Genomic DNA, 25,485 nt, shown 5'->3' on the forward strand with positions numbered 1-25,485 from the left:
CACGGGGGGCCGGCGGCGACGGTGGGGGCATACCGCTTCCACCGCCGGAGAGGACAGCCGAGGCCGTGTTCGTCGCCTGGAGAGACCTGGGGTTCGCCAAGGGGCGCTTCGCCCTGATGGGAACCGTCGTCGTACTGATCACCCTGCTGGTCGGGCTGCTGTCCGGGCTGACGGCCGGGCTGGGCCGGCAGAACGTGTCGGCGATCACCGGCCTGCCCGCCACCGGGATCGCCTTCCAGGCGCCCGCCCGCGGCCAGGGTCTGTCGTACGCCGACTCCACCGTCACCGCGGCGCAGTGGCGGCAGTGGGCCGCGGCCCCCGGCGTCGAGCGCGCCGAACCGCTGGGGATCGGCACCACCAAGGCCGGCGCCGGGCAGCGGACCGCCGGGGTCGCCGTCTTCGGCGTCCGCCCCGGCTCCCGCCTCGCCCCGGACGGCGGCAGGCTCGACGACCGTACGGTGGTGCTGTCCACCGGCGCCGCCGACGCCCTCGGCGTGACCGAGGGCGGCACCCTCACCCTCGCCGGGCGGCGGCTGACGGTCGCCGCGGTGCGGGGCGACGCCTTCTTCAGCCACACCCCGGTCGTCTGGACCAGCCTCGACGTGTGGCGCGGGACCGCCCCGCCCACCGGCGACGGGAAACGCCCGGCCGCCACCGTGATCGCCCTGACCACCGGCTCCGGGGCCGACCTCGCGGCGATCGACCGGCGGGCGGGCACCAGGACCGTCGCCAGGGCCGACTCGCTGTCCGCGATCGGCTCCTACACCTCCGAGAACGGCTCCCTCCAGCTGATGCGCGGCTTCCTGTTCGCCATCTCCGCGCTGGTCATCGGCGCCTTCTTCACCGTGTGGACCATCCAGCGGGGTGCCGACGTCGCCGTGCTGAAGGCCCTGGGCGCCTCCACCGCCTACCTGCTCGGGGACGCGCTCGGCCAGGCCGTCGTGCTGCTCGTCGGCGGCACCCTGCTCGGCACCGGCGTCGCCGCCGCACTGGGGGCGCTCGTCGTGGGCGGCGCCGTGCCGTTCGTCCTCTCCCCCGGAACCGTCCTGGTGCCGGCCGCGGTGACGGTCGTACTCGGTGCCCTCGGGGCCGCGCTGTCCGTCCGCCGCATCACCTCCGTCGACCCGCTGACCGCCCTGGGGAGCGCCCGATGAGCCTGCGCCTGAGCGACATCACCCTCACCTATCCCGACGGCGACACCCGGCTGACCGCCCTCGACCGGGTCGCTCTGGAGGTCCCTCAGGGCAGCCTGACCGCCGTGGTCGGCCCCTCCGGCTCGGGCAAGTCCAGCCTGCTGGCCGTCGCCGCGACGCTGATCACACCGGACAGCGGCACCGTGACCATCGACGGCGTCCGCACCGCGGGACTGAGCCGGGCCGAGCTGACCGAGCTGCGCCGGGACCGGATCGGCATCGTCTTCCAGCAGCCCCATCTGCTGCCCTCGCTCACCGCCGCCGAACAGCTCCAGGTGATGGCCCACATCGCCGGCCGCTCCCCCGCCAGGGCGCGCGGCCGGGCCATGGCGCTGCTCGACGCGGTCGGCCTCGCCGGGCAGGCCGGGCGCCGCCCCCACCAGCTCTCCGGCGGTCAGCGGCAGCGGGTCAACATCGCCCGCGCCCTGATGAACGACCCCGCGGTGCTGCTCGTCGACGAACCCACCAGCGCCCTGGACCACGAGCGCGGCACCGCCGTCCTCGACCTGCTCACCCGGCTGACCCACGACCGGAACACCGCCACGGTCCTGGTCACCCACGACCACACCCACCTGGCGGTCGCCGACCGGATCGCCGAGGTACGGGACGGGCGGCTCGCGGCGCTGGAGTGCCCCAGCGAGGGGAGGCCGCGCTCGTAGGCGCCGGGGCGGAATACCGGCGGTTCGAGCGTCGGTTCAGGTCGCCGGGGTGCCGGCCCGCTGCGCCAGATGGGCGGGGGGCTCGATGCCCTCGGGCAGCGCCGGGTCCGGCTCCAGGGCGCCCCACGTGGCGCGCAGCGGGAGCACGCCGGCCCACAGGCCGAGTCGGGCGTCGTCGCCGTCGCCGTCGTCCGGGGCGCCGGTACGGACCTTGACGGACGCCTCGTCCAGGGAGAGGGCGAGCAGCGCGGTCGCGGCGAGTTCCTTGCGGCTCGGGCCGCGGGCGTAGTCCCACTGGCCGGGCGCGGCGTGCTCGGTGAGGCAGCGCAGGCCGGCGAGCTTCTCGCCGGGGTCGGTGACCAGGCGGGGAGTGCCGTAGACCATGGCGCTGCGGTAGTTGACGCCGTGCTCGAACACCGAGCGGGCCAGGACGAGTCCGTCGACGTGGGTGACGGTGACGCAGACCGTGGCACCGGGCGAGGCGACCAGGCTGCGGCCGGCGACCGAGCCGTGGAAGTACAGCGTTCCGCCGTCGCGGCCGTAGACGGTCGGTACGACCATGAGCGTGCCCTCGACGGTGACGCCGAGGTGACAGACGAAACCGGCGTCGAGTATCGCGTCGAGCTGCCCCCGGTCCAGGCTGCCCTGCTCGCGCAAGCGGCGGTGACGGGTGCGCTCGGTGACCGGCAACTGGCGTGCGGCGGCAGGGGAGTTCATCGGCGCTTCCTCTGTGTACGGGCCGGGTCGCGGTCCTGCGGCGTGAGCGGACAGTGAGGTATGGTACTGATTCCATCGCTTGACCGCCATGAATCTTCTTGATTCGTTGTTCCAAGCGCGCTTTCCCACGGAATCCTTTGCCCTCTCGCCCCGGAGAGATGTGCGCCGTACCCGATCGTCGACCCCGAAAACGACGAGGGCCGGTCTCGGATTTCTCCGAAACCGGCCCTCGATCACGACTCTGCCGAGTCGGGACGACAGGATTTGAACCTGCGACCCCTTGACCCCCAGTCAAGTGCGCTACCAAGCTGCGCCACGTCCCGTTGCGGTCTCACGCGGTGTGTCGCGTGATCACGCAGGTCAACCTTACCGTATGCGCTCGGGTGCCTGGTGACATCGGGGCCGGGGTCATTTGATGAGGGTGTTGGCGACGACCACGATCAGGCCGAGGAGGGCGTCACCGAGGCCCATGAGGACGGCGGCGGGCCAGGGGCGGGCCGCCTTGCGGGCCGTGGTCAGGCCGAGGGTGAACAGGATCAGGATGTTCAGGGTGAAGGCGGGGTATTCGACGCCCTTGGCCGGCCACCACCCCCAGCCCGCGCCCGCGAGCAGGAAGACCGTCGGCAGGACGGCCGCGACCAGCGGCCACTCGTTGCGCAGGGCGCGCACGCCGTCCCAGCGGCGGTGCGGAGCGCGCTCGGCGATGTAGTGGGCGTAGCCGTGGGCCAGGGCGGAGGCGAGGGCGGTGACCAGCAGCCACAGGGCGTCGTAGCGGCGGGTCGCGGGGGTGCTGGCGCCGTAACGGGTGAGGGCGGCGACCATCGAGCTGGCGAGGACGGCGCCGTAGACCCCGCCGAAGAGTAGCGCCTCGCGGGTGCTGTGCCCGCCGGGGCGCGGCCCGCCCCCCGCGTGTCCCCGGGCGTCCGCCGCGGTCGAGTCGGCCATGTCTTCCACGATCACCCCCGCCCCGCGCCCCCGCCAGTCCGCGCGGCCCGACGAAGTGTCCTGCGACCAGGCCCGATGCCGCACACTCTGTCGACGGCGGCCGGGGCGCGGGCGCCGTTAGGGTCGGGCCCATGACGCACAGCTTCGCGCTCCACATCCCCGACGCCGACCTCGAACCCGAGCCCCTCGACCCCGGACAGATCGTCTCCGGGAACCCCGAGGTCACCGGGAAGGTGGTCTGGGAGTCGCCGGACGGCCGGCAGCTCCGCGGGATCTGGCAGATCACGCCGGGCGTGGTCACCGACACCGAGGCCGACGAGCTGTTCGTGGTGATCAGCGGCTCGGCCACGATCGACGTCGAGGACGGCCCGACGCTGCGGGTAGGACCGGGTGACATGGCCGTGCTGCGCGCGGGCGACCGTACGACGTGGACCGTGCACGAGACGCTCCGCAAGGCGTACGCCATCAATCTGTAGGCGCCCCACCTGTGGGGCCCGATCGGTAGGCGCCCTCCGCATCGGTAGGCGCCCGCAGAAACCGGCGATTTCGACGCCGCGGCCCGTTCGGGGCGTTGACAGCACCGCCATGTCCGGACAAAGGTGGCCGGGCGCGGGACGGTGGTCCCGTCCCGTGGTGCCGGACGCGGAGAGGCGGGCAGGGTGGAGGAACTGGGTGTCGCCGTCGTCGGGTTCGGCTGGATGGGCCGGGTGCACGCGCGGGCGTACGCCCGTCTCCCCCACCACTACCCCCGGCTCCCGCTGCGGCCACGGCTGATCGCGGTCGCCGAGGAGGTGCCGGGCCGGGCCGAGGAGGCCGCCGAGCAGTTCGGGTTCGCCACCGCGACCCGCGATTGGCGGGAGGTGGCCGCCGATCCCCGCGTCGCGGCGGTGAGCGTCACCGCGCCGAACTTCCTGCACCGCCGGATCGGGGTGGCGATGGCCGAGGCCGGCAAGCACCTGTGGATCGAGAAGCCGGTGGGCCTGTCCGCCGGGGACGCCCGCGCCGTCGCGGAGGCGGTCGCGCGCGCCGGGGTGCGGGGCACGGTCGGCTTCAACTACCGCAACGCGCCCGCCGTGGAGGCCGCCCGCGAGCTGATCGCGGCGGGCGGGATCGGCACCGTCACCCATGTCCGCCTCCGGTTGTTCAGCGACTACGCCGCCCACCCCGACGCCGCCCTGACCTGGCGATACGAGCGCGAGCGCGGCGGTCGCGGGGTGCTCGGCGATCTGGCCTCGCACGGCGCCGACCTGGCCCGCTTCCTGCTCGGCGACATCACCGCGCTCACCGCCGACACCGCGGTCTTCGTCCCCGAGCGCGCCCGCCCGAGCGGTGCCACCACCGGTCACGCCCGCGCCCGCGGCGGCGAACGCGGCCCCGTGGAGAACGAGGACTACGTCGGCTGTCTGCTGCGCTTCGCCTCCGGCGCCCGCGGCGTCCTGGAGGCCTGCCGGGTCTCGGTCGGCGAGCAGAACGCCTACGGCTTCGAGGTGCACGGCACCAGCGGGGCGGTGTTCTGGGACTTCCGGCGGATGAACGAACTCGCGGTCAGCCGGAGCACCTCCTTCCAGGACCAGCCGGTGAGCACCGTGTATGTGGGGCCCGGCGACGGCGAGTTCGCCGCGTTCCAGCCGGGCGCGGCCAACGCGATGGGCTACGACGATCTGAAGGTCATCGAGGCCCACCGGTTCCTGCGCTCCATCGCCGAGGACAGACCGTACGGCGCGACGCTCGCGGACGCGGTGCGCGGCGCGGTCCTCCTGGACGCGATGGCCGAGTCCGCGGCGAGCGGCAACTGGGTCGAGTTGTAGACGGGTTGCGCATCGCCCTTCGCGCTTACGCCCTTTCGTCCGAAACCTGAGGAGCGGCAAACACCCATGCGTATCGGAATCCTCGGCCTCGGCCGCATCGGTGCCTTCCACGCCGAGACCCTCTGCGGGCTCGACGCCGTCGAATCGCTCGTGGTCGCCGATCCGTTCGCACAGGCCGCGGCGGCCGCCGCCGAGCGGTTCGGGGCCGAGGTCGCACATTCGCCGGAGGCGCTGCTGGCCGCAGGGGTGGACGCCCTCGTCGTGGCGGCGGCCACGGACGCCCATCCCGCGCTGATCCGGGCCGGTGTGGCGGCCGGTGTCCCGGTCTTCTGCGAGAAGCCGGTGGCCCGCACCATGGCGGAGGGCGTGGCGGTGCTCGAAACGGTGCGCGACAGTGGGGTGCCGGTCCAGATCGGCTACCAGCGCCGCTTCGACGCGGGCTTCGCCGCCGCGCGCGCCGCCGTGCGCGCGGGCGAGCTGGGGACGCTGCACACCGTGCGCTGTACGACGCTGGACCCGGCGCCGCCGCCGGCCGCGTACATCGCCGCCTCCGGTGGCATCTTCCGGGACTGCTCGGTGCACGACTTCGACGTCATCCGGTGGGTGACGGGCCGCGAGGTCACCGAGGTGTACGCGGTCGGCGGCAACCGGGGCGCCGATCACATCGCGCGGGCCGGTGACGCCGACACCGTGGGCGCGGTCCTCACCCTGGACGACGGCACGATCGCGCTGGTCTCCAACTCCCGCCACAACGGCCGGGGTTACGATGTCCGCATGGAGCTGCACGGCAGCGCCGACGCCATCGCCGTGGGTCTGGACGACCGGCTGCCGCTGCGTCCGGTCGAGTCCGGAGCCGCCTTCCCCTCCGGCATCCCGCACGCCTTCTTCATGGACCGCTTCGCCGACGCCTACCGCGCCGAACTGGCCGCTTTCACCGAGGTGGTGGCCGGCACCAGGCCGTCTCCGTGCACCGTCGGGGACGCCCTGGAGGCCGGCTGGATCGCGGAGGCCTGCGCGCTCTCCCGCGCCGAGCACCGCCCGGTGCCGGTCGCGGAGGTGCGGCAGGCCTGACGCGCGCGGTACGGGGCTTCGTCAGCCGCAGTACCGCACCAGCCACTCGTCCGCGTGATAGCGGTCGCGGGCCGGGTCCGGCAGGGTGGCCGGGCTGGTCTCGACCGTGTCCTCGGGATGTATCCGCTCGGGCAGGGTGCCGAAGCGGTCCCGGCGCCGGGCCGCCGCCTCGGCGGGTTCCGGTGCCGTCTTACGGGGTTCCGTACGGTGTGTCATCCTCGTCCTCCCGTCTGCGCGGGCGCCCCCGTTCACCTGAACAACGCCCGCGTGCCCCCGGTTCGTTCCCGGCCGCGCCTGGCGCGAATCCGTCAGGGTTGCGCAGGAACGGCGTCCGTGAGGGGTGCGCGGAACGGCGTCCGTCGGGGTTGCGCAGGAACGGCGCCCGACCCCCGGCGTCATGGCCGGCAGTGCCGGACCAACTCGGCGAGGACGCGCGAGGGGTCGTACAGCGGGAGGGCGCCGTCGGCGACGACGCGTCGGGTGCCGGATCGGTGGTCAGCAGGGCGATGTCCACGTCGGAGCCGGAGCGGGCGGTACCGCGTGCGGAGGAGCCGGCGAGGAGGAGGCCGGTGATGTCCTCGCGGGTCGGCGCCCAGCGGACGAGGCGAGCGATGAAGTCCCGCACGTATGCGAGGCGTTCGGGCGGGACACCGGTCTGGTCCGGCGGACGCTCAGCCCCTTCCATGCGCCTCGCCCCCCACTTCTCACGCCCCGCAGGACCGCAGGAACCGCCGCGTCCGCACCGCGATCGGCAGCGGCCTGTCCGGCTCGCAGGGATACATGTCCTGCTCCACGATGGCGAAGAGATCCACCCCCAGCTTCTGCGCGGCCTCCAGCACGGGGCCCAATTCCGGTAGTCCATGCGGAGGTTCGCGAAAGACGCCGCGCGCAACGGCCGGTCCGAAAGGCAGCCCCCGCGCGACGACGTCGGCGAGGACGGCCGGGTCGACCTGCTTGAGATGGAGATAGCCGATGCGCTCCCCGTACGTCTCGATCAGCCGCACGCTGTCGCCGCCGCAGTAGGCGTAGTGGCCGGTGTCCAGGCAGAGGCCGACCGCGCCGGGGTCGGTCGCGTCGAGGAAGCGCGCGACATGGGCCTCGGTGTCGATATGGGTGTCGGCGTGCGGGTGGACGACGATGTCGAGGCCGTACGTCTCCTTCACCCGGCGGCCGAGCCGCTCCATGCCCTTCGCGAGGTGGCCCCACTGCTCGGCGGTCAGCTCGGGCGGTTCCAGGATCTCGGCGGTCTTGTCGTCGCGCCAGAAGGACGGGATCACCACGAGGTGCCGGGCGTCCATCGCCTGGGTGAGCGCGGCGACTCGGGAGACGTGGGCCCAGGTGTCCGCCCAGACGGCGGGGCCACGGTGCAGGCCGGTGAAGACCGTGCCCGCGGAGACCTTGAGGCCGCGGCGGTCCACCTCCTCGGCGAGCCGCGCGGGGTCGGTGGGGAGGTAGCCGTAGGGGCCCAGTTCGATCCAGCTGTAGCCGGCCTCGGCGACCTCGTCCAGGAAGCGGTCCCAGGGCACCTGCCGGGGGTCGTCGGGGAACCAGACGCCCCAGGAGTCGGGTGCGGAGCCGACCCGGATGCGGTCGAGGTCGTACGGCATGGTCAGGTGATCCCTTCGGGGAAGGTGTCGCCCGGACGTTCGGGCAACGCGTCGAGGTCCACGCCACGTACCTGGGACGACTCCCACCGGCGCGTGGCGAGTCCGGCGCCGCCGGCCATGTGGTCGGTCAACTGTTCAACGGTGATGCCGGCGCGGTCGGCGGGCACGGCCCGCACGAGGTCCTTGTCCAGGTCGAAGGTGGCCACACTGGCCTTGCTACCCGCATCGCCCGCCGATCGCACCGCGGTGGCGGCGAACGGAGCACCGAGGGTGACGACGGTGCCGATCGAGGGGTTTTGCTTCAGCTTCCCGTCGGCGAGAGCCGAGTCCAGGCCGACCACGGGGATGGGAACGATCCATCGTTCTGTGCACCTCGCTGTGTGTGCGACGGGAAGGGCGCTGCCGTGCCGGGACGCGATACAAGTCCCCGCCGGGGCCACTGTCAAGACTTTGTCCAGACATAGTCACGTTCCGGGGTTTCGCTCCGGGGCTCCGCTCCGGGGCCTCGGTAAAGCCCTGATTCACCAGTCCGAGCCGCCGCGTTAACAGCACACAAAGCCCGCTTATATGACTTATAAATTCACCCTCTTTCACCACCCGGTCGCACCTCGGGGTAGTGAAGAGGGCGCGTATTTCACGCCCCTTATCGGATCCGGCCAGAGGTGGGTCATAATTGGCCGGAGAATTCACCGGCATGGAAGTCGCACCAGCCGGGGGACATACTGGCGTCGTGCCACTCCGCTCCCGGACCGGATGGCCGGAAAGGCCACAACGGTGGATTCGGAAACGCTGCTTTCGTCGATGTTCACGGCCGAGGGGAAGGAAGACCCCTATCCGGCCCTGGCCGAACTGCGCCGTATCGCCCCCGTCTATTACCACGAGAAGCTCGACACCTACTTCCTGACCCGGTTCGCCGACTGCCAGCAGGTGCTGAGCGACCCCTCCTGTCTCACTCCCGATCTCACCTGGTGCGAAACGGAGTTGCCCGACTGGCGCGAGCATCCGGCCGCCGTGTTCTTCTACTCCTCGCTGCTGCGCGCCAACGGCACCGACCACATACGGCTGCGGCGGCTGGTGGCCGACCGGTTCAGCGCCCGCCGGGTCGCCGCCCTCACGGAGCGCATCGAGACCACCACCGCCGCCCTCCTCGACCGGTTCGCCGACGCCACCCGCGACGGCGCCGCGGCCGACTTCCAGGAACTGGTGGGATACCCGCTGCCGGTGGCCGTCGTGGGCGACCTGATCGGTGTCCCGCACACGGACCAGGACCGCTTCCACCACTACGGGCAGGACGCCAGCCGGCTGCTGGAGCCGGTGCGCACCGACGAGGACTGGAAACGCGCCGACGAGGCGGTGACCGCCCTGCGCGGATACTTCGCCCGGCTGGTCGCCCTGCGCCGCCGCGAACCCGCCGACGACCTGGTCTCCGCGCTGCTCGCGGTGCGCGAGACCGGCGACGGCAGGCTCGGCGAGGGCGAACTGCTCGACCTGCTGCTGCTGGTGTTCGTGGCCGGCTTCGAGACGACCACCAGCCTGCTCGGGCTGACCGTGCACGCCCTGCTCAGCCACCCCGGCCAGCTGGCCCTGCTGCGCGAGGACCCCGCGCTGGTGCCCAACGCCGTGGAGGAGTCCCTGCGCTGGGACACCCCGGTGCGGATGACGGAGCGGATCGCCACCCGGCCGCTGACCGTGGGCGGCGTCGCGATCCCGCAGGGCGGCAACATCACCACCGTACTCGCCGCCGCCGGCCGCGACCCCGCCCGGCATCCGGACCCCGACACCTTCGACGTGCTGCGGCCCGACATCCGGGTGCTCAGCTTCAGCGCGGGCGCCCACTACTGCCTGGGCGCGGCCCTCGCCCGCCTCGAAGGCGCCGCCGTCGTACGGCAGTTGCTGGCGCGCTTCCCCGGACTGGCCCACGCCCGGCGCCCGGTGCGCCGGGACAGCATCAGCATGCGGGCCTTCACCCGGCTGCCCCTGGTCACCTCGGGCTGAGCGGCCCCGCCGGGCCCCGGCCCACAGAAGGGACGTCCGTGAACTTCCTGCACACCGAACGCGCCGTGCTCGACCGGCTGCTCCCCGGACTGGACACCGCGCTCGCCGCGCATCCGCTGACCGACCTGGAGCGCGCGCCGAGCCCCGCGATCGAGGCGTTCCGCGCTGCGGGCGGGCCGGGACTGCTGGTGCCCGCCGAGCACTCCGGCGCCGGGGCCACGGTGCTCCAGGCCGTCCGGGCGCAGCGGGCCGTCGGCGCCCGCTGCCCGTCCCTCGCGGTCGCCACCACCATGCATCACTTCTCCGTCGCCGGGCTGGTGGAGACCGCGAAGCACGGCACCGGAATGGAGGGCCTGCTGCTGACCGCCGTCGCCAGGGAACGGCTGCTGCTGGCCTCCGGGTTCGCGGAGGGCAACACCGGCCAGAACATCCTGCGCCCGCACATCCGGGCCGAACTGCGGGGCGGACGCGTGGTGTTGAACGGCAGCAAGAAGCCGTGCAGCCTGTCCCGGTCGATGGACCTGCTCACCGCCTCCGTCACGCTCACCGGCGAGGACGGGGTGGCACGCCTCGCGGTGGCGCTGGTACCGGCGAAGACCCCCGGACTGAGCGTGCGGCCGTTCTGGGGCAGTCCGGTGCTGGCGGGGGCCGAGAGCGACGAGGTGGTGCTCACCGAGGTGGAGCTCGATCCGCAGATGGTCGTCGCCACCGAGGTCACGGCCGACGCGGTGCCCGACGCGCTCAACGTCGCGGGCTTCCTCTGGTTCGAACTGCTGCTGACGGCCGGGTATTTGGGGGTGATCAGCGGCCTGGTCGAACGGGTGCTGAGCAGACCCGGCGGCTACGGCGGCGACCCGACGCCGTTCCTGGTCGACGTCGAGGCCGCGATGCTCGCCGTGGAGGCCGTGGCGACGGCCATGGAGACCGAGGCGTGGGACGACACACTCCTGGTACGGGCGCTGCACGCCCGGTACGCGGCGCAGGACGCCATCGCCCGCACGGCACCCCGGTGCCTGTCCGCCCTCGGCGGGATGGCGTTCATCGGCTCGCCCGACGGCACGTACCTCGCCTCGGCCGCGACCGGGCTCGCCTTCCATCCGCCGTCGCGCGCCCGCATGGCCGGGCCGCTGCGGGAGCACCTCGACGGCGCCCGGCTGCGCATCGGCTGAGCGGCGCCGTGCGCAGGGGCTCTGGCCGCCGATCCCCCCTTCCCCTCAACCCCAGCCACCGATCCACCCGTCGATCCCAGCCGCCGAGGAGGTATCCATGAGGCGAGAGCGCGGTGCGGTGCCGCGACCGGGCGGGCCGTCGCCCGTGGCGGCGCGGGCGCCCTACCGGGTCGAGGTGGCGGGCACGGTCGGCGCCGTGCCGCCGCAGGTCTGGCGGAGGCTGGCCCCGGCCGACGATCCGCTGTGGTCCCAGGGGGTGTTCGCGGCGATGGAACGCGGTCGCCTCGGCCCCGCGGGCTACCGCTATCTGCTGCTGCGCCGGGACGGGGAGGTGGTGGCCGTACTGCCGCTGTGCCTCTTTCCCGCCCTGCGCCTGGACGACGTGGTGGGCCCACGCGAACGCCGGCTGCTGCGCCCGCTGCGCGCCGTGTGCCCCGGCCTGCTGCGGGTGCCCATGCTGTTCTGCGGCCATCTGCTGGGCCAGGGGCACGTCCTGGGGGCCGGTCCGCTGCCACCGGAGGCCGTACGGCTGCTCGTGTCGGCGGTCGGGGAAGCGGCCGACCTGGCGGGGCTCGGGACCGTGGTGTTCAAGGACTTCGCCGACGCGGAACTCGCGCTGTTGCGGCCGGAATTGGAGCGCGCGGGGTATTTCTTCACGCGCAGCATGCCGGACACCGAACTGCGGCTCGGGTACGACTCGTTCGAGGATTACGTCCGTGCGCTGCCGGCCAAGCCGCGGCGCAACGCCCGCAGCAAGCTGCGCAAGTTCGCGGCCTGGCCGGGCACGCGCATCGAATTCGTCGAGGACTTCACTCTCCTGCTGCCCGAGATGCTCGCCCTGTACGAGCAGGTGATGGAGCGCGCGGACCAGACGCTGGACCGGCTGGACGCGTCGTTCCTCGCCGCCCTCGCGGGCGCCGCCGAGCCCCGGCGGGCGCTGGTCGCCGCGTTCGAGGGCGAGCGGCTGGTGGCGTTCCTGCTGTGCCTGTTCCGGGGCACCGGCGCGACCGGGGCGCGGATCGGCCTCGACTACCGGATCGCCCACGAGGCGCGGCTGTACCACGCGGTGCACTACGCGGCGATCCGGCTGGCCATCGAGTCGGGCTGCACGCATATCCGCTTCGCGCAGACCGCGTACACGCCGAAGGTGGAACTGGGCTGCCACCTGGTCCCCCAGTCCTACGCCCTCACCCACCGGCGCCCGCTGCGCCGCGCCCTGCTGCGCGCCCTGCTGCCGCGTGCCCTGGACACCGCCCTGGCGGAGGCCCTCGGTCCGCACGCCGAGCTGCTTCCCGCGCCCGAGAAGAGGATTTCGTATGCCCCGAGTTGACGTGGAACTGCGCATCGCCGCCCCGCCCGACGAGGCCTGGGCCGCCGTGGCCGACGTCGAGTCCTATCCGGGCTGCATGGACAACGTGGAGTCGGTGACGGTGGTCGAGCGTGGCGACGCCCGGCATCGTACGACGGCATGGTCCGTCCACCTCAAGGGCTCCGTCCTGCGCTGGACCGAGGCGGAGGTGCTCGATCACGCGGCGCGGCGCTTCGACTTCCGCCAAGTCGCCGGTGACCTGGGCGACTTCTCGGGCTACTGGGCCGTGACACCGGCCGGCGCGGACCACAGCACGGTGTCCCTGCACGTCGACTTCGACATCGGCATCCCACTGCTGTCCGACATGCTCAACCCGGTCGCCTCGGAAGCACTGCGGGAAAACGCGGCACAGATGCTGCGGGCGCTGGAGCGGCGGCTGGAGGGGCGGTCGGAGCGGCCTATGGGCGGGGCGGACGCGGGGGCGGGGCGGTGAGTGGGGGGAGCGCCGGGGCGGCGGGCGAGCGCGGGAGCGGGGCTGTGCCGGGCAGCGGCGAGAGTGCCGAGGCGGCGACTGTGCCCGGTGGGCGTGGGGACGGGGCGGTGACGGGGGCTGAGGGGACCACCGAGGCGGCGGGCAAACCCGGCGGATACGGGACGGTGGCCGCAGGTGGCGAGAGTCCCGAGGCGGCGGCTGAGCCCGGTGGGCGTGGGGGCGGGGCGGTGAGGGGCGGCGGCGAAGGTGCCGTGGCGGCGGGCTGGCCCGGTGGGCGTGAGGGCGCGACGGTCACGGGCGGCGATGGAAGCACCGGAGCGGCGGCCGAGGCCGGTCGGCGTGGGAATGCGGCCGTGTCCGGAGGCGGCGCGGGTACCGCAGCGGCGGGAGAGACCGACAGACCCAAAGGCGCGACGATGACGGCAGGCGGCGAGAGTCCCGAGGCGGCAGGCAAGCGCAACGGCACCGCCGGGAACGAGGGCCGCGCAAGGGACACAGCCGCGGCCGAGCCCCGTCGACGGAGGGATACGGCCGTGTCCGGAGGCGGCGCAAATGCCGCAGCGGCGGCCGAGGCCGGTGGGTGTGGGGGTGCGGTGGTCGGCGGTGGCGGGGGGAAAGAGGGCAGGGCGGGCGGTGAACTCCGTGAGGCACAGCGGACGTTCGATCTCGTACGGCGGCACTTCTCGCCCCGGCTCGCGCTGACCGGGAGTTTCGCGGGTCGGGGAGCCGTGGAGGTGGAGGCCGAGGGGTGCCGGGTGACCCTCTCCGACGGTCGGAGCGTGCTCGACTTCGGCTCCTACGCCGTACCGTTGCTCGGCCACCGGCACCCGGCGGTCGTGGCGGCCGTGCGCCGGGCGCTGGACACCCTGCCGACCGCCACCCGCAGCCTGGCCAACCCGGTGACGGCGCGGGCGGCCGCCACCCTGGTGGAGTACTTCGAAGGCACCCTGCCCAAGGTGTACTTCGGGCTGAACGGCGCCGACGCGGTGGAGGTGGCGGTCAAGCTGGCCCGGCTGGCCTCGGGGCGGGGCCGGATCCTCGCGGTGCGCGGCGGGTTCCACGGCAAGTCCACCGGCGCGCTGGCGCTCACCCACAGCCCGCTGTTCCGCACCGGGCTGCGCGGCAGCGTGATCGACGTGGCGCACGCGGACCCGGAGGACACCGGAGCCGTCGAACGCGCCGCCGCTTCAGGCGAGTTGGCGGCCGTCGTCTTCGAACCGGTGCAGGGCGAGAACGGCGTCGTACCGCTGCCCGTGGCCGTGCTGCGGCGCTGGTGCGCGGACGCGCGGCGGTACGGCGCGTTCGTCATCGCCGACGAGATCCAGTGCGGTCTGCGGCGCTGCGGCGAGCGGTCCCTCGCCCTCGCCGAGGGGCTGCCCGTGGACGCGGTGCTGGTGGGCAAACCGCTGGGCGGCGGCGTCGTACCACTGTCGGCGGTGGTGTGCTCCGAGGAGTTGTACGCGCCGCTGGAGGCGGACCCGTTCCTGCACTCGGCGACCTTCGGCGGTCATCCGCTGGCGTGCGCCGCGCTGCCCCCGGCCCTGGCGGCGATCGAGCAACTGGCTGCGCACGGCGAGGCGTTGGCCGACGCCCTGTCCGAGGGACTGGCCCGGCTGCGCGGGCGGCACGCCGACGCGGTGCGTGAGGTGCGCGGGCGCGGGCTGCTGTGGGGCCTCGACTACGCCACCCCGCATCTGGCCGGCGAGGTCGTCCTCGGGCTGGCCGACGCCGGCCTCCTGGTCTCCCCCTGTCTGAGCCGCCCCACCACCGTGCGGCTGCTGCCCTCACTCGCCTGCGGCCCGCCGGAGGTGGCGGAGGCGCTGGCCGCCCTGGAGCACGCCACGGCCACGGCCGCGGCCCGGTGCGCCGAGAGATGACCACGCCGCCCGTCCGCGCCGTGCCGACGCCGAAGGAGAACGGAACGCCCATGCCCACCCGGACCCGTGAACAGCTCGGCCTCCTGCTGCGTACCGTCGTCTGCGATGTGATCGGTACCGAGCCGGAGGACCTGCACGACACCACCCGCCTGGCGGACGACTTCGGGATCGACAGTCTCGAACTCATGGAGATCGGCTCCCGGTTGGAGACGGCCCTCGGACTGCCCATCGCGGTACGGGACTTGACGGCCGCCGAGACCCTGGGCCAGGCCGTGGACCTGCTGGAAGCCCGGCTCGCGGAGCCACGGTGAGCGGCCGTGACGCACACGGCCGCTTCCGGGTGGCCGTCACCGGCATCGGGGTGAAGTCGCCCGCGGGCAATACGCCCGAGGAGGCGTTCCGGACGTTCCTGGCGGCCAAGTCCACGGCGGCGACCGTCGATCGGCTGGTGGCCGAGGCCGTGCCCGTGGCCTTCGCCTGCCTGGTACCGCCGTTCGAGCCCGAGGCGTATCTGACCCGGCGCGAGGCCCGGCAGATCGACCGGGTCACCATGCTGGCGCTGTGCGCGGCGGCCGACGCGGTGACCGACGCCGCGCTGCCCGGCGAACTGGCCCCGGAGCGCACGGGGGTGCAGCTCGGCACCGGCATCGGCGGGCTGCCCAGCATGGAGGCGACCGCGCTGGACCACGGCGGCTTCCCGATGGGCATGCCGGTGCACACCGTGCCGCGGACCATGACCAACTCCCCGGCGTGCCGGATCGCGATGCGGTTCGGGTTCCGCGGCTCGTGCACCACGTACGCCACCGCGTGCGCCAGCGGCACCACCGCGCTCGGCGAGGCGGCCCGCAAGATCCGGCACGGCGAGCTGGACGTGGCGCTCGCGGGTGGCGCCGACGCGCCGGTCACGACCGTCATCATGAGCGGCTTCGCCCGGATGCGGGCGGTGTCGCTGCGCAACGAGGAGCCCTGGCTGGCCAGTCGGCCCTTCGCCGCCGACCGGGACGGATTCGTGGTCGGCGAGGGCGCGGCGCTGCTGGTGCTGGAGCGCTGGGACCTCGCGGTGGCGCGCGGGGCGCGCATCCACGGGGAGATCACGGGCTACGCGGACAACTGCGACGCCTTCCACATCGTGGCCCCGCACCAGGACGGCTCGGTCGCCGCGGCCTGTATGCGCTCGGCGCTCGCCGACGCGGGGCTGTCGCCGGCGGACATCGGCCATGTCAACGCGCACGGCACCTCCACGCTGCTCAACGACCGGGCCGAGGCCACCGCGATCGACCGCTGCTTCGCCGGGCAGTCCCCGCCGGTCACGGCGCTGAAGGGCGTCACCGGTCATCTCATCGGCGGCTCCGGGGCGTTGGAGGCGGCGCTGGCGCTGCGCTGCGCGTCGGCGGGCCTTGTCCCGGCGATCGCCAACACCCGCACCAGCCCGGAGGCGGACCTCGTGGACCTGGTCACCGGCGCGTCCCGGACGGTGGGTCCGGCGCCGGTGCTGTCCAATTCCTTCGGTTTCGGCGGGCAGAACGCCTGCCTCGTCCTCTCCCCCGCCCCCTGACCCTCACGCCCGCTCGGAGACGGAACCATGCGCATCCTCGTCACCGGTGCCACCGGTGTGATCGGCACCGAGACCGTCGACACCCTGCGCGCGGCCGACGCGCCGCCGCATGTGCTGGTGCGTACGGCACGGCGCGCGACGGACGCGGACATCGTGCCCTGGCCGCTCGGGCGGGGGCCGGTGCCGGCGCGGCTCGGCGGCCCCTGGGACGTCATCGTGCACACCGCGGCCTCCACCCGCTGGACGATGACCCGTGCCGAGGCGCTTGCCGCCAACGTGGACCCGCTGCGCGCGGTCCTCGCCCTCGCCGGTCCCGACACGCATCTGGTGCATGTGTCCACGGCGTACGTCGCCGGTGAACGGACCGGCGCCGTGACGGAGTTCGACGGCTACCGCAACGGCTACGAGTGGTCCAAGGCGGTGTGCGAGGAGGTGGCGCGCGGCGAGCACTCCGGGCCGCTGACGATCGTGCGCCCCCCGCTGGTCGTGGGCAGGCGGCGCGACGGCGGGATCGCCCGTTTCTCCGGGCCGTACACGCTGCTGCACGCCCTGGTGTCCGGGCTCGCCGCGGTCGTCGTCGGCGACCCGGAGGGGTTCGCGGAGATCAGCCCGGTGGACGAGGTGGCACGGGCGATCGCGGGCGCGGCCCTCGGTGCTCCGCCCCCCGCTTCCCGCACCGAGACCGTGGCGGCCGGCCCCGCGAGCCTGCGGCTGGCCACGCTGATCGACGTGACCTGTACGGCGCTCAACACCTTCCGCGCCGCCCACGGCGCCCCGCCGATCGCCCGCCCCCCGATCGTCCCCCCGGACACCTGGACCCGCTTCTTTCTCCCCCTCGCGGACCGCTACCTCTCCCCCTTCCAGACCGAGGCCGTCAAGCTGCTGGCCATGTTCCAGAGCTACACCAGCATGGCCGCCCCCTTCACCCCGACGCATCCCGTCCGGGACCCGGCCGCCGCGATGACGACGGCGGTCCACCACTGGGCCGCCCGGAAGCCCCGCCTGGCCCTGGCGGAACCGCGACCGTGGACGCTGCACGTGTGAGGTGTGCAGGGCGGTCACGCCGAAGGGGATCCGGGGCCGTGGCCATCCGCGGCCGTACGGTCCTGCCGCCTCCGCCCTGGCAGCGGACCGCTCGCCGGTGGTGCACTCTCCCGCCGGGGCGCGGGGATGCTCGGCCCGGTCCCGTGCCCGGTCCTGGTCCCGTGCCCGTCGCGTGCGGCCGGCTGGAAGGGGCGCAGCCAGGCGCAGGCCGTCGCCATGCCCAGGGCGCCGACGACGAGCGCGGCCCGCGGGCCGGCGGTGGCGCTCAGCCACCCGCCGAGCAGGCCGCCGACGGGCGCCGCGCCCATGACGATCATGCGGATCGAGGCGTTCATCCGGCCGTACAGGTCCGCCGGGGTCAGCGAGGTGCGCAGGCTGCGCTGGGTGACGTTGAAGACGATGACCGTGGCGCTCATCACGAAGTGCGCGACGGCGATGAGGGCGGGGGCCAGGCCCTGCGGGGCCATGGCCGCGGCCGGGACGATCGCCGACGCCGCCCCGGCGGTGGCGAGCGAGCCGGTCAGCGCCAGCGGGACCCCGAGCCGGTCGGCGGCGCGGGTGGCGGCCAGGGCCCCGGCGAAGGCTCCCGCCCCGGAGGCGGAGAAGACCAGCCCGACCTCGAACGGTGTGAGCCCCACCGTGCGGGTGACGAAGACGAGGAAGGCGGGTTCGCTGAGAAACAGGAAGAGGTTGAAGGTGCCCGAGGCGCCCGTCAGCGCCCGCAGGGGCCTGCTGCCGAACACGAACGCGGCACCGAGGCGCACCTCCCGCCACACCTCGCCCCGCTCGCGCGGCGCCCGGACGGCGGGCGGCTCGGGCGGGATCCGCCAGGTGAAGGCGGCCGAGAGCAGGTATGCCGCCGTATTGGCCAGGAGTGCGAGCGGCGCGGTGAGCAGTTGGACGGCCATGCCGCCGATCGAGTTCCCCAGGATCAGCGATCCCGAGGAGCTGAGCTCGATCCTGCTGTTGCACCGCACCAGGTCCTCGGTGCGCACCAGGGTCGGCAGGCAGGCGGTGTAGCCGATGTCGGACACCACCGTGCCCGCTCCGACCAGCAGGGCGACCGCGAGCAGGAGGGGCAGGGAGAGCGTGCCGGTCAGGGCGCAGAGCGGGATCGCGAGCAGCAGCCCGCTGCGCGCGAGGTCGGCCAGGATCAGCAGCCGGCGTTTGGAGTGGCGGTCCAGCCACACCCCCGCGAACGGGCTGACCAGCAGGTAGGGCAGCGTGCCGGCCGCGCTGAGCAGGCCCATCTCCAGCGGGCTGCCGTGCAGCGCCAGGGCCGTGAGGGGCAGCGCGACCACGGTGACGTTGGCGCCGAACTGCGAGACGGTCTGCGCGAGCCAGAGGTTGCGGAAGGCGGCGTTGCGCCACAGGGCCGCCACGGTCAGCCCACCTCCGCGAGCAGGTCGGCGATCACCTGCGGATGGCGGACGATCCGCTGGTGGTCGGCGTCCACCTGCCGCAGGTCGAAGGGGCCGGTCACCCGTTCCCGCCAGCGCTCGGCGTCGGTGTTGCCGGTGGCGCGGTGGAAGAGGACCCGGCCGTCGTACGTCGGCGGCCGGTAGCGGCTCAGTGCGCGGACGTTGGCCCGGAAGACGTCGTAGTCCGCGTCGGGCGCGTCCCGGAGGTGCCAGGTGCGCAGCCCGGCCTCGTCCGGGAGTTCGGCGCCGGTGAAACCGCTGTCCAGCATGGCGAGCAGTTCCACCGCCTCGCCCTCGGCGCGCAGCCGGCAGGCGATGTCGTAGGCGACCACACCGCCGAACGACCAGCCGCCCAGCCGGTAGGGGCCCTTGGGCTGGACCCGGCGGATCTCCGCCAGGTACTCCTCGGCCATGGCCTCGATCCCGGTCGCAGGGCCGGTGGCGGACAGTCCGTACACCGCGGTGAGGGCGGCCGCCAGTTCGCGGTAGCAGAGGATCGTGCCGCCCACCGGGTGCACCAGGAAGAGGGGTGCCCGCCTCCGGTCCGCGCCGTGGCGGGCCCGGTCCAGGAGTGCCGCCTGCTTCGCCACGGTCGGGTGGCTGAGCACGTCGCCGACCGGGAGCCGCTCGCCGAACTCCTCGTGCAGCAGCGCGACGAGGCGCAGGGCCGTCAGGGAGTCCCCGCCGGCCAGGTAGAAGTCCTGGTGCACGCCGACCGGGCCGGTGCCGAGGGCCCGTTCCCAGACCGCCGCCACGCGGGCCTGCGCCGGTGTCGCGGGCCGCTCCGGCTCGCCGCGCACGGGGCCGGGTGCGGGCAGTGCGGCGCGGTCGAGCTTGCCGTGGCGGGTCAGCGGCATCGCGGCCAGCGGTACCACCGCGGACGGCAGCATGTAGTCCGGCAGCCAGTTCCTGGCGAAGCCGGTCAGTTCGGCCGCTCCGATCGGTTCGCCCACGACGTACGCGACCAGCCGGCCGTCGCGCAGGGCGACCGCGCACTCGGACACCGCCTCGTGGCGGGCGAGCACGGCCTCGATCTCGCCGGGCTCCACCCGGAATCCCCTGAGCTTCACCTGGTGGTCCGCCCGGCCGAGGAACTCGATCTCGCCGTCCGGGAGTTGCCGGGCCAGATCGCCGGTGCGGTACATCCGCCGCGACGTCCCGTCCGGCAGGGTCCGCACCGGGAAGCGTTGCGCGGTCAGTTCGGGCAGGCCGTGGTAGCCCAGCGCCAGCGGTACGCCCGCCAGGTGGAGTTCGCCCTGGACGCCCAGGGGCACCGGGTGGCCGTACCGGTCCAGGATGTAGGTCTCGGCGTTGGCGATGGGGCGGCCGATGGGGACCGTACCGCGGTCGTCCTCGACACAGCGCCAGGCGGTGACCTCGATGGTCGCCTCGGTCGGTCCGTAGAGGTTGTGCAGCGCGGCGGCCGGCAGCACCGCCATGAACCGGTCCTGGAGTTCGCGGGGCAGCGCCTCGCCTCCGCTGACCACTCGGGTGAGGCTGGTGCAGCGCCCGGACTCCGGTTCCTCCAGGAATGCCTGGAGCATGGAGGGGACGAAGTGCGCGGTGGTGATGGACTCGTCCTGGATCAGCCGGGCCAGGTAGCGGGGGTCGCGGTGGCCGTCCGGCGCGGCGAGCACCAGGGTGCCGCCGCCGATCAGCGGCCAGAACAGCTCCCACACGGAGATGTCGAACGTGTACGGGGTCTTCTGCAGCACCTTCTCGCCCGCGGCCAGCGGGTCTTCGTGCTGCATCCACAGCAGCCGATTGCACACCGCGCGGTGCGGGACCACGACACCCTTGGGCGTGCCGGTCGAGCCGGAGGTGTGGATGAGGTAGGCGGGGGCGTCCGGGCCGACGGTCGCGGCGCCGGGCGGGATGCCGGGCAGGTCCGGCCCGGCGGCCTCGCGCTCCAGGTCCGCCACGTCCGCGTCGGTCAGCATGAGCTTCAGGCCCGCCTGCTCGGCCAGGGCCTCCCGGCGCCGCCGCGGATGGCCGGGGTCGAAAGGGACGTAGGCGGCGCCGCACTTGAGCACGGCGAGCAGCGCGACGGGCAGCCGCGGCGACCGGTGCAGCAGCAGCCCGACGAACCGCCCCGGCCGTACTCCGCGGTGCCACAGCGCGGCGGCCAACTGGTCGGCTCTGTCGTTAAGTTGATGGAAAGTCAGTTGCGTTTCTTCGAAGCGTACGGCGGCCCGGTCGGGAGTGCGGTGCGCCTGGTCGGTGACCAGTTGGTGGAGCACGTGCGGTTGCGGGTAGTGCCGCCCGGTCCGGTTCCAGGCGCGCTGCTGCTCCTGTTCGGCCGGGGAGAGCAGGACGCAGCTCGGGTAGGCGGCGTCGGGCCGGCGTGTCATGGCGTCCAGCGCGGCCACGTAGTAGCCGTGGGCCAGGGCCGTCTGCCGCTCGGTGAACTGGGCCGTGTCGTAGCGCAGGGCCAGGCGCAGCCGGCCGGTGGCGCTGTCGACGGAGAACTCGGCGCCGAAGGGGAACTCCACGTCCCCGGCCCGGTCCTCGGCCACGATCTCCACCAGGGAGTGGGGGACGCCGCGTTCGACGTGGAAGTGGGTGAAGTTGAAGAAGGTCTCGAACAGGGCCGGGCGGCCGGTGGTCCGCAGGATCTCCGCCAGCGGGAAGCGGCGGTGGGGCTGGATCTCCTGGTCGGCCGCGTGGACCGCGCGGATCAGCTCCGTCCAGGTGCCGCCGGTCAGCCGGGCGCGCAGCGGCAGGGTGTTGAGGAACAGGCCGACGACCCGGTCGCCGTCCTGTTCCTCGACGCGGCCGTTGCAGACCACGCCGCTGACCACGTCGTCGGTGGCCGTGAGCAGGCTCAGCACGCGCAGGTGGGCGGCGAGCAGCACCGTGCGCACCGGTACGCCGAGCCTGCGGGCCAGGGCCGGTACGGCGGTGGACAGTTCCCCGGCGACCGGGCGTTCGAGGTGGCTCATCGCGGCGGGGCCGGCCGGCGGGCGCCAGCGGGGCAGCCGGGCGAGGGTCATGCCGTCCAGTTGCCCGCGCCAGAAGTCCCGGTGCCCGCGGTCCGCGGCGGCGGCCTCCTCCAGTGCGAGGTAGTCGCGGAAGCGCGCGGCGGGGGCGTGGACCGGTCCGGTGCGGGCGTAGCGGTTGAGCAGTTCCGTCAGCAGGGAACGCTCGCTCCAGCCGTCCATGATCGCGTGGTGCTCGGTGACGAACAGCCGCATGGTGTCCTCGGACAGGCGCTGGACGTGGAAGCGGACGAGGGGCGGCTTCGCCACGTCGAACCGCGCGCGGCGTTCGTGTGCGAAGCGGGCCGCGACCAGTTCCTGCTGGTCCGGGCGCCCGCGCAGGTCCTCGACGGACAGCGGGACGGGGACGCTCGCGTGCACCAGCTGGACGGGGCGGGAGTACCCCGTCAGCGCGAAGGAGGTGCGCAGCATCTCGTGGCAGTCGATCAGCCCGGACACGGCGTCGGACCACGCCCGTTCGTCGAAGGCCGCGCGCAGCAGGTAGCTGCTGACGTTGTGGTAGTGGCCCGACTGCTCGCCGTGGAAGACCATGCCGCACTGGAGGCGGGACATCGGGTAGGCGTCGGTGATGCCGGGTCCGGTCCGGGCGCGGTCCGCCGCGGGCAGCAGGGCGAACGGCTCCCGGTCGGTCACGTCGGCGGTGGCGGGGGTGACGACTCGGGCGAGGGCCCGGATGGTCTGGTGGCGCATCAGGTCGGCCACCTCCAGGCGCAGTCCCCTGTTCTTGGCGCCGACGACGACCTGGATGCTGCGGATCGAGTCGCCGCCCAGGGCGAAGTAGTTGTCGTCGACGCCGATTTGGGGCCGGTCCAGGACGTCCTGCCAGATTTCGGCGAGCACCGTCTCGGCGGGGGTCGCCGGGGCGGTGAAGGGTGCCACGGACTGTTCCCGCGGGTCGGGCAGGGCCCGCCGGTCGACCTTGCCGTTGGCGGTGAGCGGCAGCCGGTCGAGCACCACCAGGTGGGCCGGGACCAGGTGGCCGGGCAGCCGGGCGGCCAGCCGCTCGCGCAGCGCGTCGGCGGTGCGGTCGGTGACGGCGTAGCCGACGAGCCGGCCGTCCCGGTGCACCACGATCGCGTCGAGGACGCCGTCGAGGGCGGCGAGCGCGGCCGTGACCTCGCTCGGCTCGACCCGGAAGCCGCGGATCTTCACCTGGTCGTCGGACCGGCCGTGGTACTCCAGGCCGCCGTCCGGCAGCGTCCGTACGAGGTCTCCGGTGCGGTACCGGCGGCCGTCCGGTCCGGCCACGAAGCGGGCGGCCGTCAGCTCCGGCCGGTCGAGGTACCCGGCGGCCAGTCCGGCGCCCGCCACGTACAGTTCGCCGACCACACCGCACGGCACCGGCCGGCCGTGCCGGTCGAGGACATGCATCCGCAGGTCGGGCAGGGGTACGCCGATGCGGCTGCCGGTGCCGTCGTGCTCGGTGTCCGCAGCCGTCAGGGGGCGGCAGGTGGCGTGCACGGTGGTCTCGGTGATGCCGTACATGTTCGTCAGGCGCGGGGTGTCCTCGGCGTGCCGGGCGTACCAGTCGCGCAGGACGGCGGGGTTGAGCGCCTCCCCGCCCAGGACGACGTGGCGCAGGGACAGGTGTCCGGTCGCCTCCCGGTCGGCGTGGATCAGCTGGATGAACGCCGACGGCGTCTGGTTGAGGACGGTGACCTTCTCCCGGCAGAGCAGGTCGTGGAAGTGGCGCGGGCTCCGGCTGACGTCGAAGGGCACGACGACCAGCCGGCCGCCGTGCAGCAGGGCGCCCCACAGCTCCCAGACGGAGAAGTCGAACGCGTAGGAGTGGAACAGCGTCCACACGTCGTCGCGGCCGAAGCCGAACCAGGCGTCGGTGGCGGCGAAGAGGCGGCCGATGTTGCGGTGCGGGACCAGGGTGCCCTTGGGGCGGCCGGTCGAGCCGGACGTGTAGATGACGTAGGCGGGGTCGTCCGGCCCCACTGCGGTGTCGGGCGGGGTGACGGGGTGGCGGGCCAGCGCCGGATCCGCCGGATGCACCAGCGGGCCGGGGTGCCCGTCCAGGGTGTCGGCGCAGACGACCACGCGGGGCCGCGCGTCCTCCAGGAGGGAGCGGGTGCGGGCCGGCGGGTCGGCCGGGTCCAGCGGCAGGTAGGCGCCGCCCGCCTTGAGGATGCCGAGCAGACCGACGACCAGTTCGACCGACCTCGGCGCCCGCAGACCGACCAGCACGCCTGGTCCGACGCCCAGTTCGCGAAGGCGGTGGGCCAGCCGGTTGGCGCGCTGGTCGAGTTCGCGGTAGGTGACGCTCTGCTCGCCGCAGACGACGGCGACGGCGTCCGGCCACCGCGCCGCCCGCTCGGCGAACGTCTCGTGGCAGCAGGACCGCGTGTCGAAGGCGCGGGGCGCGGGGCTCGGCGGGGGCGGCGCGATCGGCAGGTCGGCCAGCGGCCGGTCGGGGTCGTCCAGCACGGTCCGCAGCAGCTCGCCGTAGTGCTCGGCGAACTGTGCCACCAGCCGGGGGTCGAGGGTGTCGCCCCGGTACTCCAGCGCGCAGTGCAGGTCCTGGCCGTCGTCGCGGACGTCCAGGGTGAGCGCGAACTTGGCGTACGCGCAGGGCAGGCCCACGGGCTCCAGGACGACGCCGGGCAGCAAGGTGCGCGCCGGGCGTCCGCTGTGCAGGCTGAAGGCCGCCTGGAAGACCGGGGAGTGGCCGGTGCCGCGTTCGGCGCCGATGGCGTTGACCACGCTGTCGAAGGGCAGTTCCTGGTGGTCCAGGGCGTCGAACGCGCTGTCGCGCACGGCGCGGGAGAGCGCGCGGAAGCCGGCCCGTTCGTCGAGGGCGGTGCGGACGGCGACCGTGTTGGCCAGGAGCCCGACCGTGCGGTCGAACCGGGCGTCGGTACGGCCCGCCACGGGGGTGCCGACGAGGATGTCGTCGAGGCCCGTGTACCGGCCGAGCAGGACGCTGTAGGCGGCCAGCAGCACGGTGAACAGCGTGCCGCCGTTCTCGGCGGCGAACGCGCGCAGCCGGGAGACCGCACGGCCCCGCAGCCGGAACCCGTGGCTGCCGTCGGGGCCGGGGGCGCCGTACAGCGGGGGGAACCGCATCACCGGCAGCTCTCCGCTCAACCGCCGCTGCCAGTACCGCCGTTGCGCGTCCGCCTCGGGACCGGCCAGCCATTCCTCCTGCCGGGCGGTGAACTCCCGGTACTGGAGGGCGGGTTCCGCCCGGTCGGTGAAGAGTTCGTCCAGGATCACCTCGACGGACCAGCCGTCGGTGACGATGTGGTGCATGCACACCAGCAGGACCCACTCGGCCGGTCCCCGGCGCAGCAACCGGAACCGGATCAGCGGGCCGGTGCCCAGGTCGAACGGGCGGTCCCGCTCGGTCTCCAGCCACCGCGTCACCTCGTCCCGCGCCAGCCGGCCGTGGGCGGCGCCGGCCGGCTCCTCGTAGCCGAAGTCCAGCCGGCCTTCGTCGTCCACGATCTGCGTCACCCGGCCGTCGCGCGGCGCGAACCGGGTGCGCAGCGCCTCGTGCGCGGCGACCAGGCGCCGCGCGCCCGCCCGCAGCGGGGGGGGGGGGAGGGGGGGGAGGGGGGGGTGGCGGACCGGGACGTGGTGGAAGGGGGGGGGTCCGGGTCGTTGTTTGCGGGAGT

The 25,485-nt window shown here is 73.9% G+C and carries 21 protein-coding genes and 1 tRNA gene; 13 read left to right on the forward strand and 9 right to left on the reverse strand.

Annotation, left to right across the window (positions count from 1 at the left end; translation table 11 throughout):
- Positions 1-65: 65 nt before the first annotated feature.
- The gene (locus AC069R_RS02295) at positions 66-1,154 is read left to right on the forward strand and encodes an ABC transporter permease (RefSeq protein WP_478763774.1); all 1,089 of its coding nucleotides are present in this window, start codon (positions 66-68) and stop codon (positions 1,152-1,154) included.
- The gene (locus AC069R_RS02300; RefSeq protein ID WP_478763776.1) at positions 1,151-1,852 is read left to right on the forward strand and encodes an ABC transporter ATP-binding protein; all 702 of its coding nucleotides are present in this window, start codon (positions 1,151-1,153) and stop codon (positions 1,850-1,852) included. Before AC069R_RS02295 ends, AC069R_RS02300 begins: the two co-directional genes overlap by 4 nt.
- A gap of 36 nt (positions 1,853-1,888) precedes the next feature.
- Here AC069R_RS02300 and AC069R_RS02305 read toward each other — a convergent pair whose 3' ends face one another.
- From AC069R_RS02305 to AC069R_RS02315, 3 genes are all read right to left on the reverse strand, one after another.
- Positions 1,889-2,569: a pyridoxamine 5'-phosphate oxidase family protein gene (locus AC069R_RS02305; protein WP_478763778.1), complete on the reverse strand. Its 681-nt coding sequence runs from the start codon at positions 2,567-2,569 to the stop codon at positions 1,889-1,891.
- Between the two features lie 249 nt (positions 2,570-2,818).
- Positions 2,819-2,892: transfer RNA gene (locus tag AC069R_RS02310), tRNA-Pro, on the reverse strand.
- Between the two features lie 85 nt (positions 2,893-2,977).
- Positions 2,978-3,514, reverse strand: coding sequence for a hypothetical protein (locus AC069R_RS02315; protein WP_478763779.1), 537 nt, complete (start codon positions 3,512-3,514; stop codon positions 2,978-2,980).
- A 131-nt stretch (positions 3,515-3,645) separates the two neighbouring features.
- On the opposite strand from AC069R_RS02315, the gene AC069R_RS02320 reads away from it, so the two are divergent.
- The 3 genes from AC069R_RS02320 (at position 3,646) to AC069R_RS02330 (ending at position 6,393) form a co-directional block, all read left to right on the forward strand.
- A complete protein-coding gene (locus AC069R_RS02320; protein ID WP_478763781.1) occupies positions 3,646-3,990 on the forward strand; it encodes a cupin domain-containing protein in 345 nt (114 codons plus the stop codon).
- Between the two features lie 183 nt (positions 3,991-4,173).
- Positions 4,174-5,322 (forward strand): Gfo/Idh/MocA family protein, encoded by a 1,149-nt coding sequence (locus AC069R_RS02325; protein ID WP_478763783.1) that lies wholly within the window; start codon positions 4,174-4,176, stop codon positions 5,320-5,322.
- A 66-nt stretch (positions 5,323-5,388) separates the two neighbouring features.
- A complete protein-coding gene (locus AC069R_RS02330) occupies positions 5,389-6,393 on the forward strand; it encodes a Gfo/Idh/MocA family protein (protein WP_478763785.1) in 1,005 nt (334 codons plus the stop codon).
- A gap of 21 nt (positions 6,394-6,414) precedes the next feature.
- Here AC069R_RS02330 and AC069R_RS02335 read toward each other — a convergent pair whose 3' ends face one another.
- Genes AC069R_RS02335 through AC069R_RS02350 form a run of 4 tightly spaced genes read right to left on the reverse strand, consistent with a single transcriptional unit; the run spans position 6,415 to position 8,341 of the window.
- Positions 6,415-6,609: a hypothetical protein gene (locus AC069R_RS02335; protein ID WP_478763787.1), complete on the reverse strand. Its 195-nt coding sequence runs from the start codon at positions 6,607-6,609 to the stop codon at positions 6,415-6,417.
- Complete coding sequence (locus AC069R_RS02340; RefSeq protein WP_478763789.1) at positions 6,584-7,078, reverse strand: nucleotidyltransferase domain-containing protein; 495 nt, start codon at positions 7,076-7,078, stop codon at positions 6,584-6,586. Before AC069R_RS02340 ends, AC069R_RS02335 begins: the two co-directional genes overlap by 26 nt.
- Positions 7,079-7,097: 19 nt before the next feature.
- Positions 7,098-8,000, reverse strand: coding sequence for a sugar phosphate isomerase/epimerase family protein (locus AC069R_RS02345; RefSeq protein ID WP_478763790.1), 903 nt, complete (start codon positions 7,998-8,000; stop codon positions 7,098-7,100).
- 2 nt (positions 8,001-8,002) lie between these two features.
- Positions 8,003-8,341 (reverse strand): hypothetical protein, encoded by a 339-nt coding sequence (locus tag AC069R_RS02350; RefSeq protein ID WP_478763791.1) that lies wholly within the window; start codon positions 8,339-8,341, stop codon positions 8,003-8,005.
- Positions 8,342-8,801: 460 nt separating this feature from the next.
- On the opposite strand from AC069R_RS02350, the gene AC069R_RS02355 reads away from it, so the two are divergent.
- From AC069R_RS02355 to AC069R_RS02390, 8 genes are all read left to right on the forward strand, one after another.
- Complete coding sequence (locus tag AC069R_RS02355; RefSeq protein ID WP_478763793.1) at positions 8,802-9,995, forward strand: cytochrome P450; 1,194 nt, start codon at positions 8,802-8,804, stop codon at positions 9,993-9,995.
- Positions 9,996-10,033: 38 nt separating this feature from the next.
- Positions 10,034-11,164 carry an acyl-CoA dehydrogenase family protein gene (locus AC069R_RS02360; protein ID WP_478763795.1) on the forward strand — a complete coding sequence of 377 codons (1,131 nt, stop codon included), beginning with the start codon at positions 10,034-10,036 and terminating at the stop codon, positions 11,162-11,164.
- 97 nt (positions 11,165-11,261) lie between these two features.
- The gene (locus AC069R_RS02365; RefSeq protein ID WP_478763797.1) at positions 11,262-12,494 is read left to right on the forward strand and encodes a GNAT family N-acetyltransferase; all 1,233 of its coding nucleotides are present in this window, start codon (positions 11,262-11,264) and stop codon (positions 12,492-12,494) included.
- Complete coding sequence (locus AC069R_RS02370; protein ID WP_478763799.1) at positions 12,481-12,966, forward strand: type II toxin-antitoxin system RatA family toxin; 486 nt, start codon at positions 12,481-12,483, stop codon at positions 12,964-12,966. The genes AC069R_RS02365 and AC069R_RS02370 overlap by 14 nt, the downstream gene beginning before the upstream one ends.
- A gap of 755 nt (positions 12,967-13,721) precedes the next feature.
- On the forward strand, positions 13,722-14,843 hold the full coding sequence (locus AC069R_RS02375; protein ID WP_478763801.1) for an aspartate aminotransferase family protein: 1,122 nt from the start codon (positions 13,722-13,724) through the stop codon (positions 14,841-14,843).
- Between the two features lie 50 nt (positions 14,844-14,893).
- A complete protein-coding gene (locus AC069R_RS02380; protein WP_478763803.1) occupies positions 14,894-15,154 on the forward strand; it encodes an acyl carrier protein in 261 nt (86 codons plus the stop codon).
- A complete protein-coding gene (locus tag AC069R_RS02385) occupies positions 15,151-16,398 on the forward strand; it encodes a beta-ketoacyl-[acyl-carrier-protein] synthase family protein (RefSeq protein ID WP_478763805.1) in 1,248 nt (415 codons plus the stop codon). Before AC069R_RS02380 ends, AC069R_RS02385 begins: the two co-directional genes overlap by 4 nt.
- A gap of 27 nt (positions 16,399-16,425) precedes the next feature.
- Positions 16,426-17,442 (forward strand): SDR family oxidoreductase, encoded by a 1,017-nt coding sequence (locus tag AC069R_RS02390; RefSeq protein ID WP_478763807.1) that lies wholly within the window; start codon positions 16,426-16,428, stop codon positions 17,440-17,442.
- 14 nt (positions 17,443-17,456) lie between these two features.
- Here the strand turns inward: AC069R_RS02390 and AC069R_RS02395 are convergent, their stop codons facing one another.
- Both AC069R_RS02395 and AC069R_RS02400 read right to left on the reverse strand, forming a co-directional pair.
- A complete protein-coding gene (locus AC069R_RS02395) occupies positions 17,457-18,824 on the reverse strand; it encodes an MFS transporter (RefSeq protein WP_478763809.1) in 1,368 nt (455 codons plus the stop codon).
- A gap of 2 nt (positions 18,825-18,826) precedes the next feature.
- Positions 18,827-25,399: an amino acid adenylation domain-containing protein gene (locus AC069R_RS02400; RefSeq protein ID WP_478764210.1), complete on the reverse strand. Its 6,573-nt coding sequence runs from the start codon at positions 25,397-25,399 to the stop codon at positions 18,827-18,829.
- Positions 25,400-25,485: the final 86 nt, after the last annotated feature.

Source organism: Streptomyces sp. NPDC043952, assembly GCF_056435325.1.

Coding starts and splice junctions, on each gene's coding strand:
- AC069R_RS02355 (WP_478763793.1), top strand. CDS start 8,802: ATGTTCACGGCCGAGGGGAAGGAAGACCCCTATCCGGCCCTGGCCGAA.
- AC069R_RS02340 (WP_478763789.1), bottom strand. CDS start 7,078: ATGGAAGGGGCTGAGCGTCCGCCGGACCAGACCGGTGTCCCGCCCGAA.
- AC069R_RS02300 (WP_478763776.1), top strand. CDS start 1,151: ATGAGCCTGCGCCTGAGCGACATCACCCTCACCTATCCCGACGGCGAC.
- AC069R_RS02365 (WP_478763797.1), top strand. CDS start 11,262: ATGAGGCGAGAGCGCGGTGCGGTGCCGCGACCGGGCGGGCCGTCGCCC.
- AC069R_RS02330 (WP_478763785.1), top strand. CDS start 5,389: ATGCGTATCGGAATCCTCGGCCTCGGCCGCATCGGTGCCTTCCACGCC.
- AC069R_RS02315 (WP_478763779.1), bottom strand. CDS start 3,514: ATGGCCGACTCGACCGCGGCGGACGCCCGGGGACACGCGGGGGGCGGG.
- AC069R_RS02370 (WP_478763799.1), top strand. CDS start 12,481: ATGCCCCGAGTTGACGTGGAACTGCGCATCGCCGCCCCGCCCGACGAG.
- AC069R_RS02345 (WP_478763790.1), bottom strand. CDS start 8,000: ATGCCGTACGACCTCGACCGCATCCGGGTCGGCTCCGCACCCGACTCC.
- AC069R_RS02320 (WP_478763781.1), top strand. CDS start 3,646: ATGACGCACAGCTTCGCGCTCCACATCCCCGACGCCGACCTCGAACCC.
- AC069R_RS02390 (WP_478763807.1), top strand. CDS start 16,426: ATGCGCATCCTCGTCACCGGTGCCACCGGTGTGATCGGCACCGAGACC.
- AC069R_RS02335 (WP_478763787.1), bottom strand. CDS start 6,609: ATGACACACCGTACGGAACCCCGTAAGACGGCACCGGAACCCGCCGAG.
- AC069R_RS02380 (WP_478763803.1), top strand. CDS start 14,894: ATGCCCACCCGGACCCGTGAACAGCTCGGCCTCCTGCTGCGTACCGTC.
- AC069R_RS02305 (WP_478763778.1), bottom strand. CDS start 2,569: ATGAACTCCCCTGCCGCCGCACGCCAGTTGCCGGTCACCGAGCGCACC.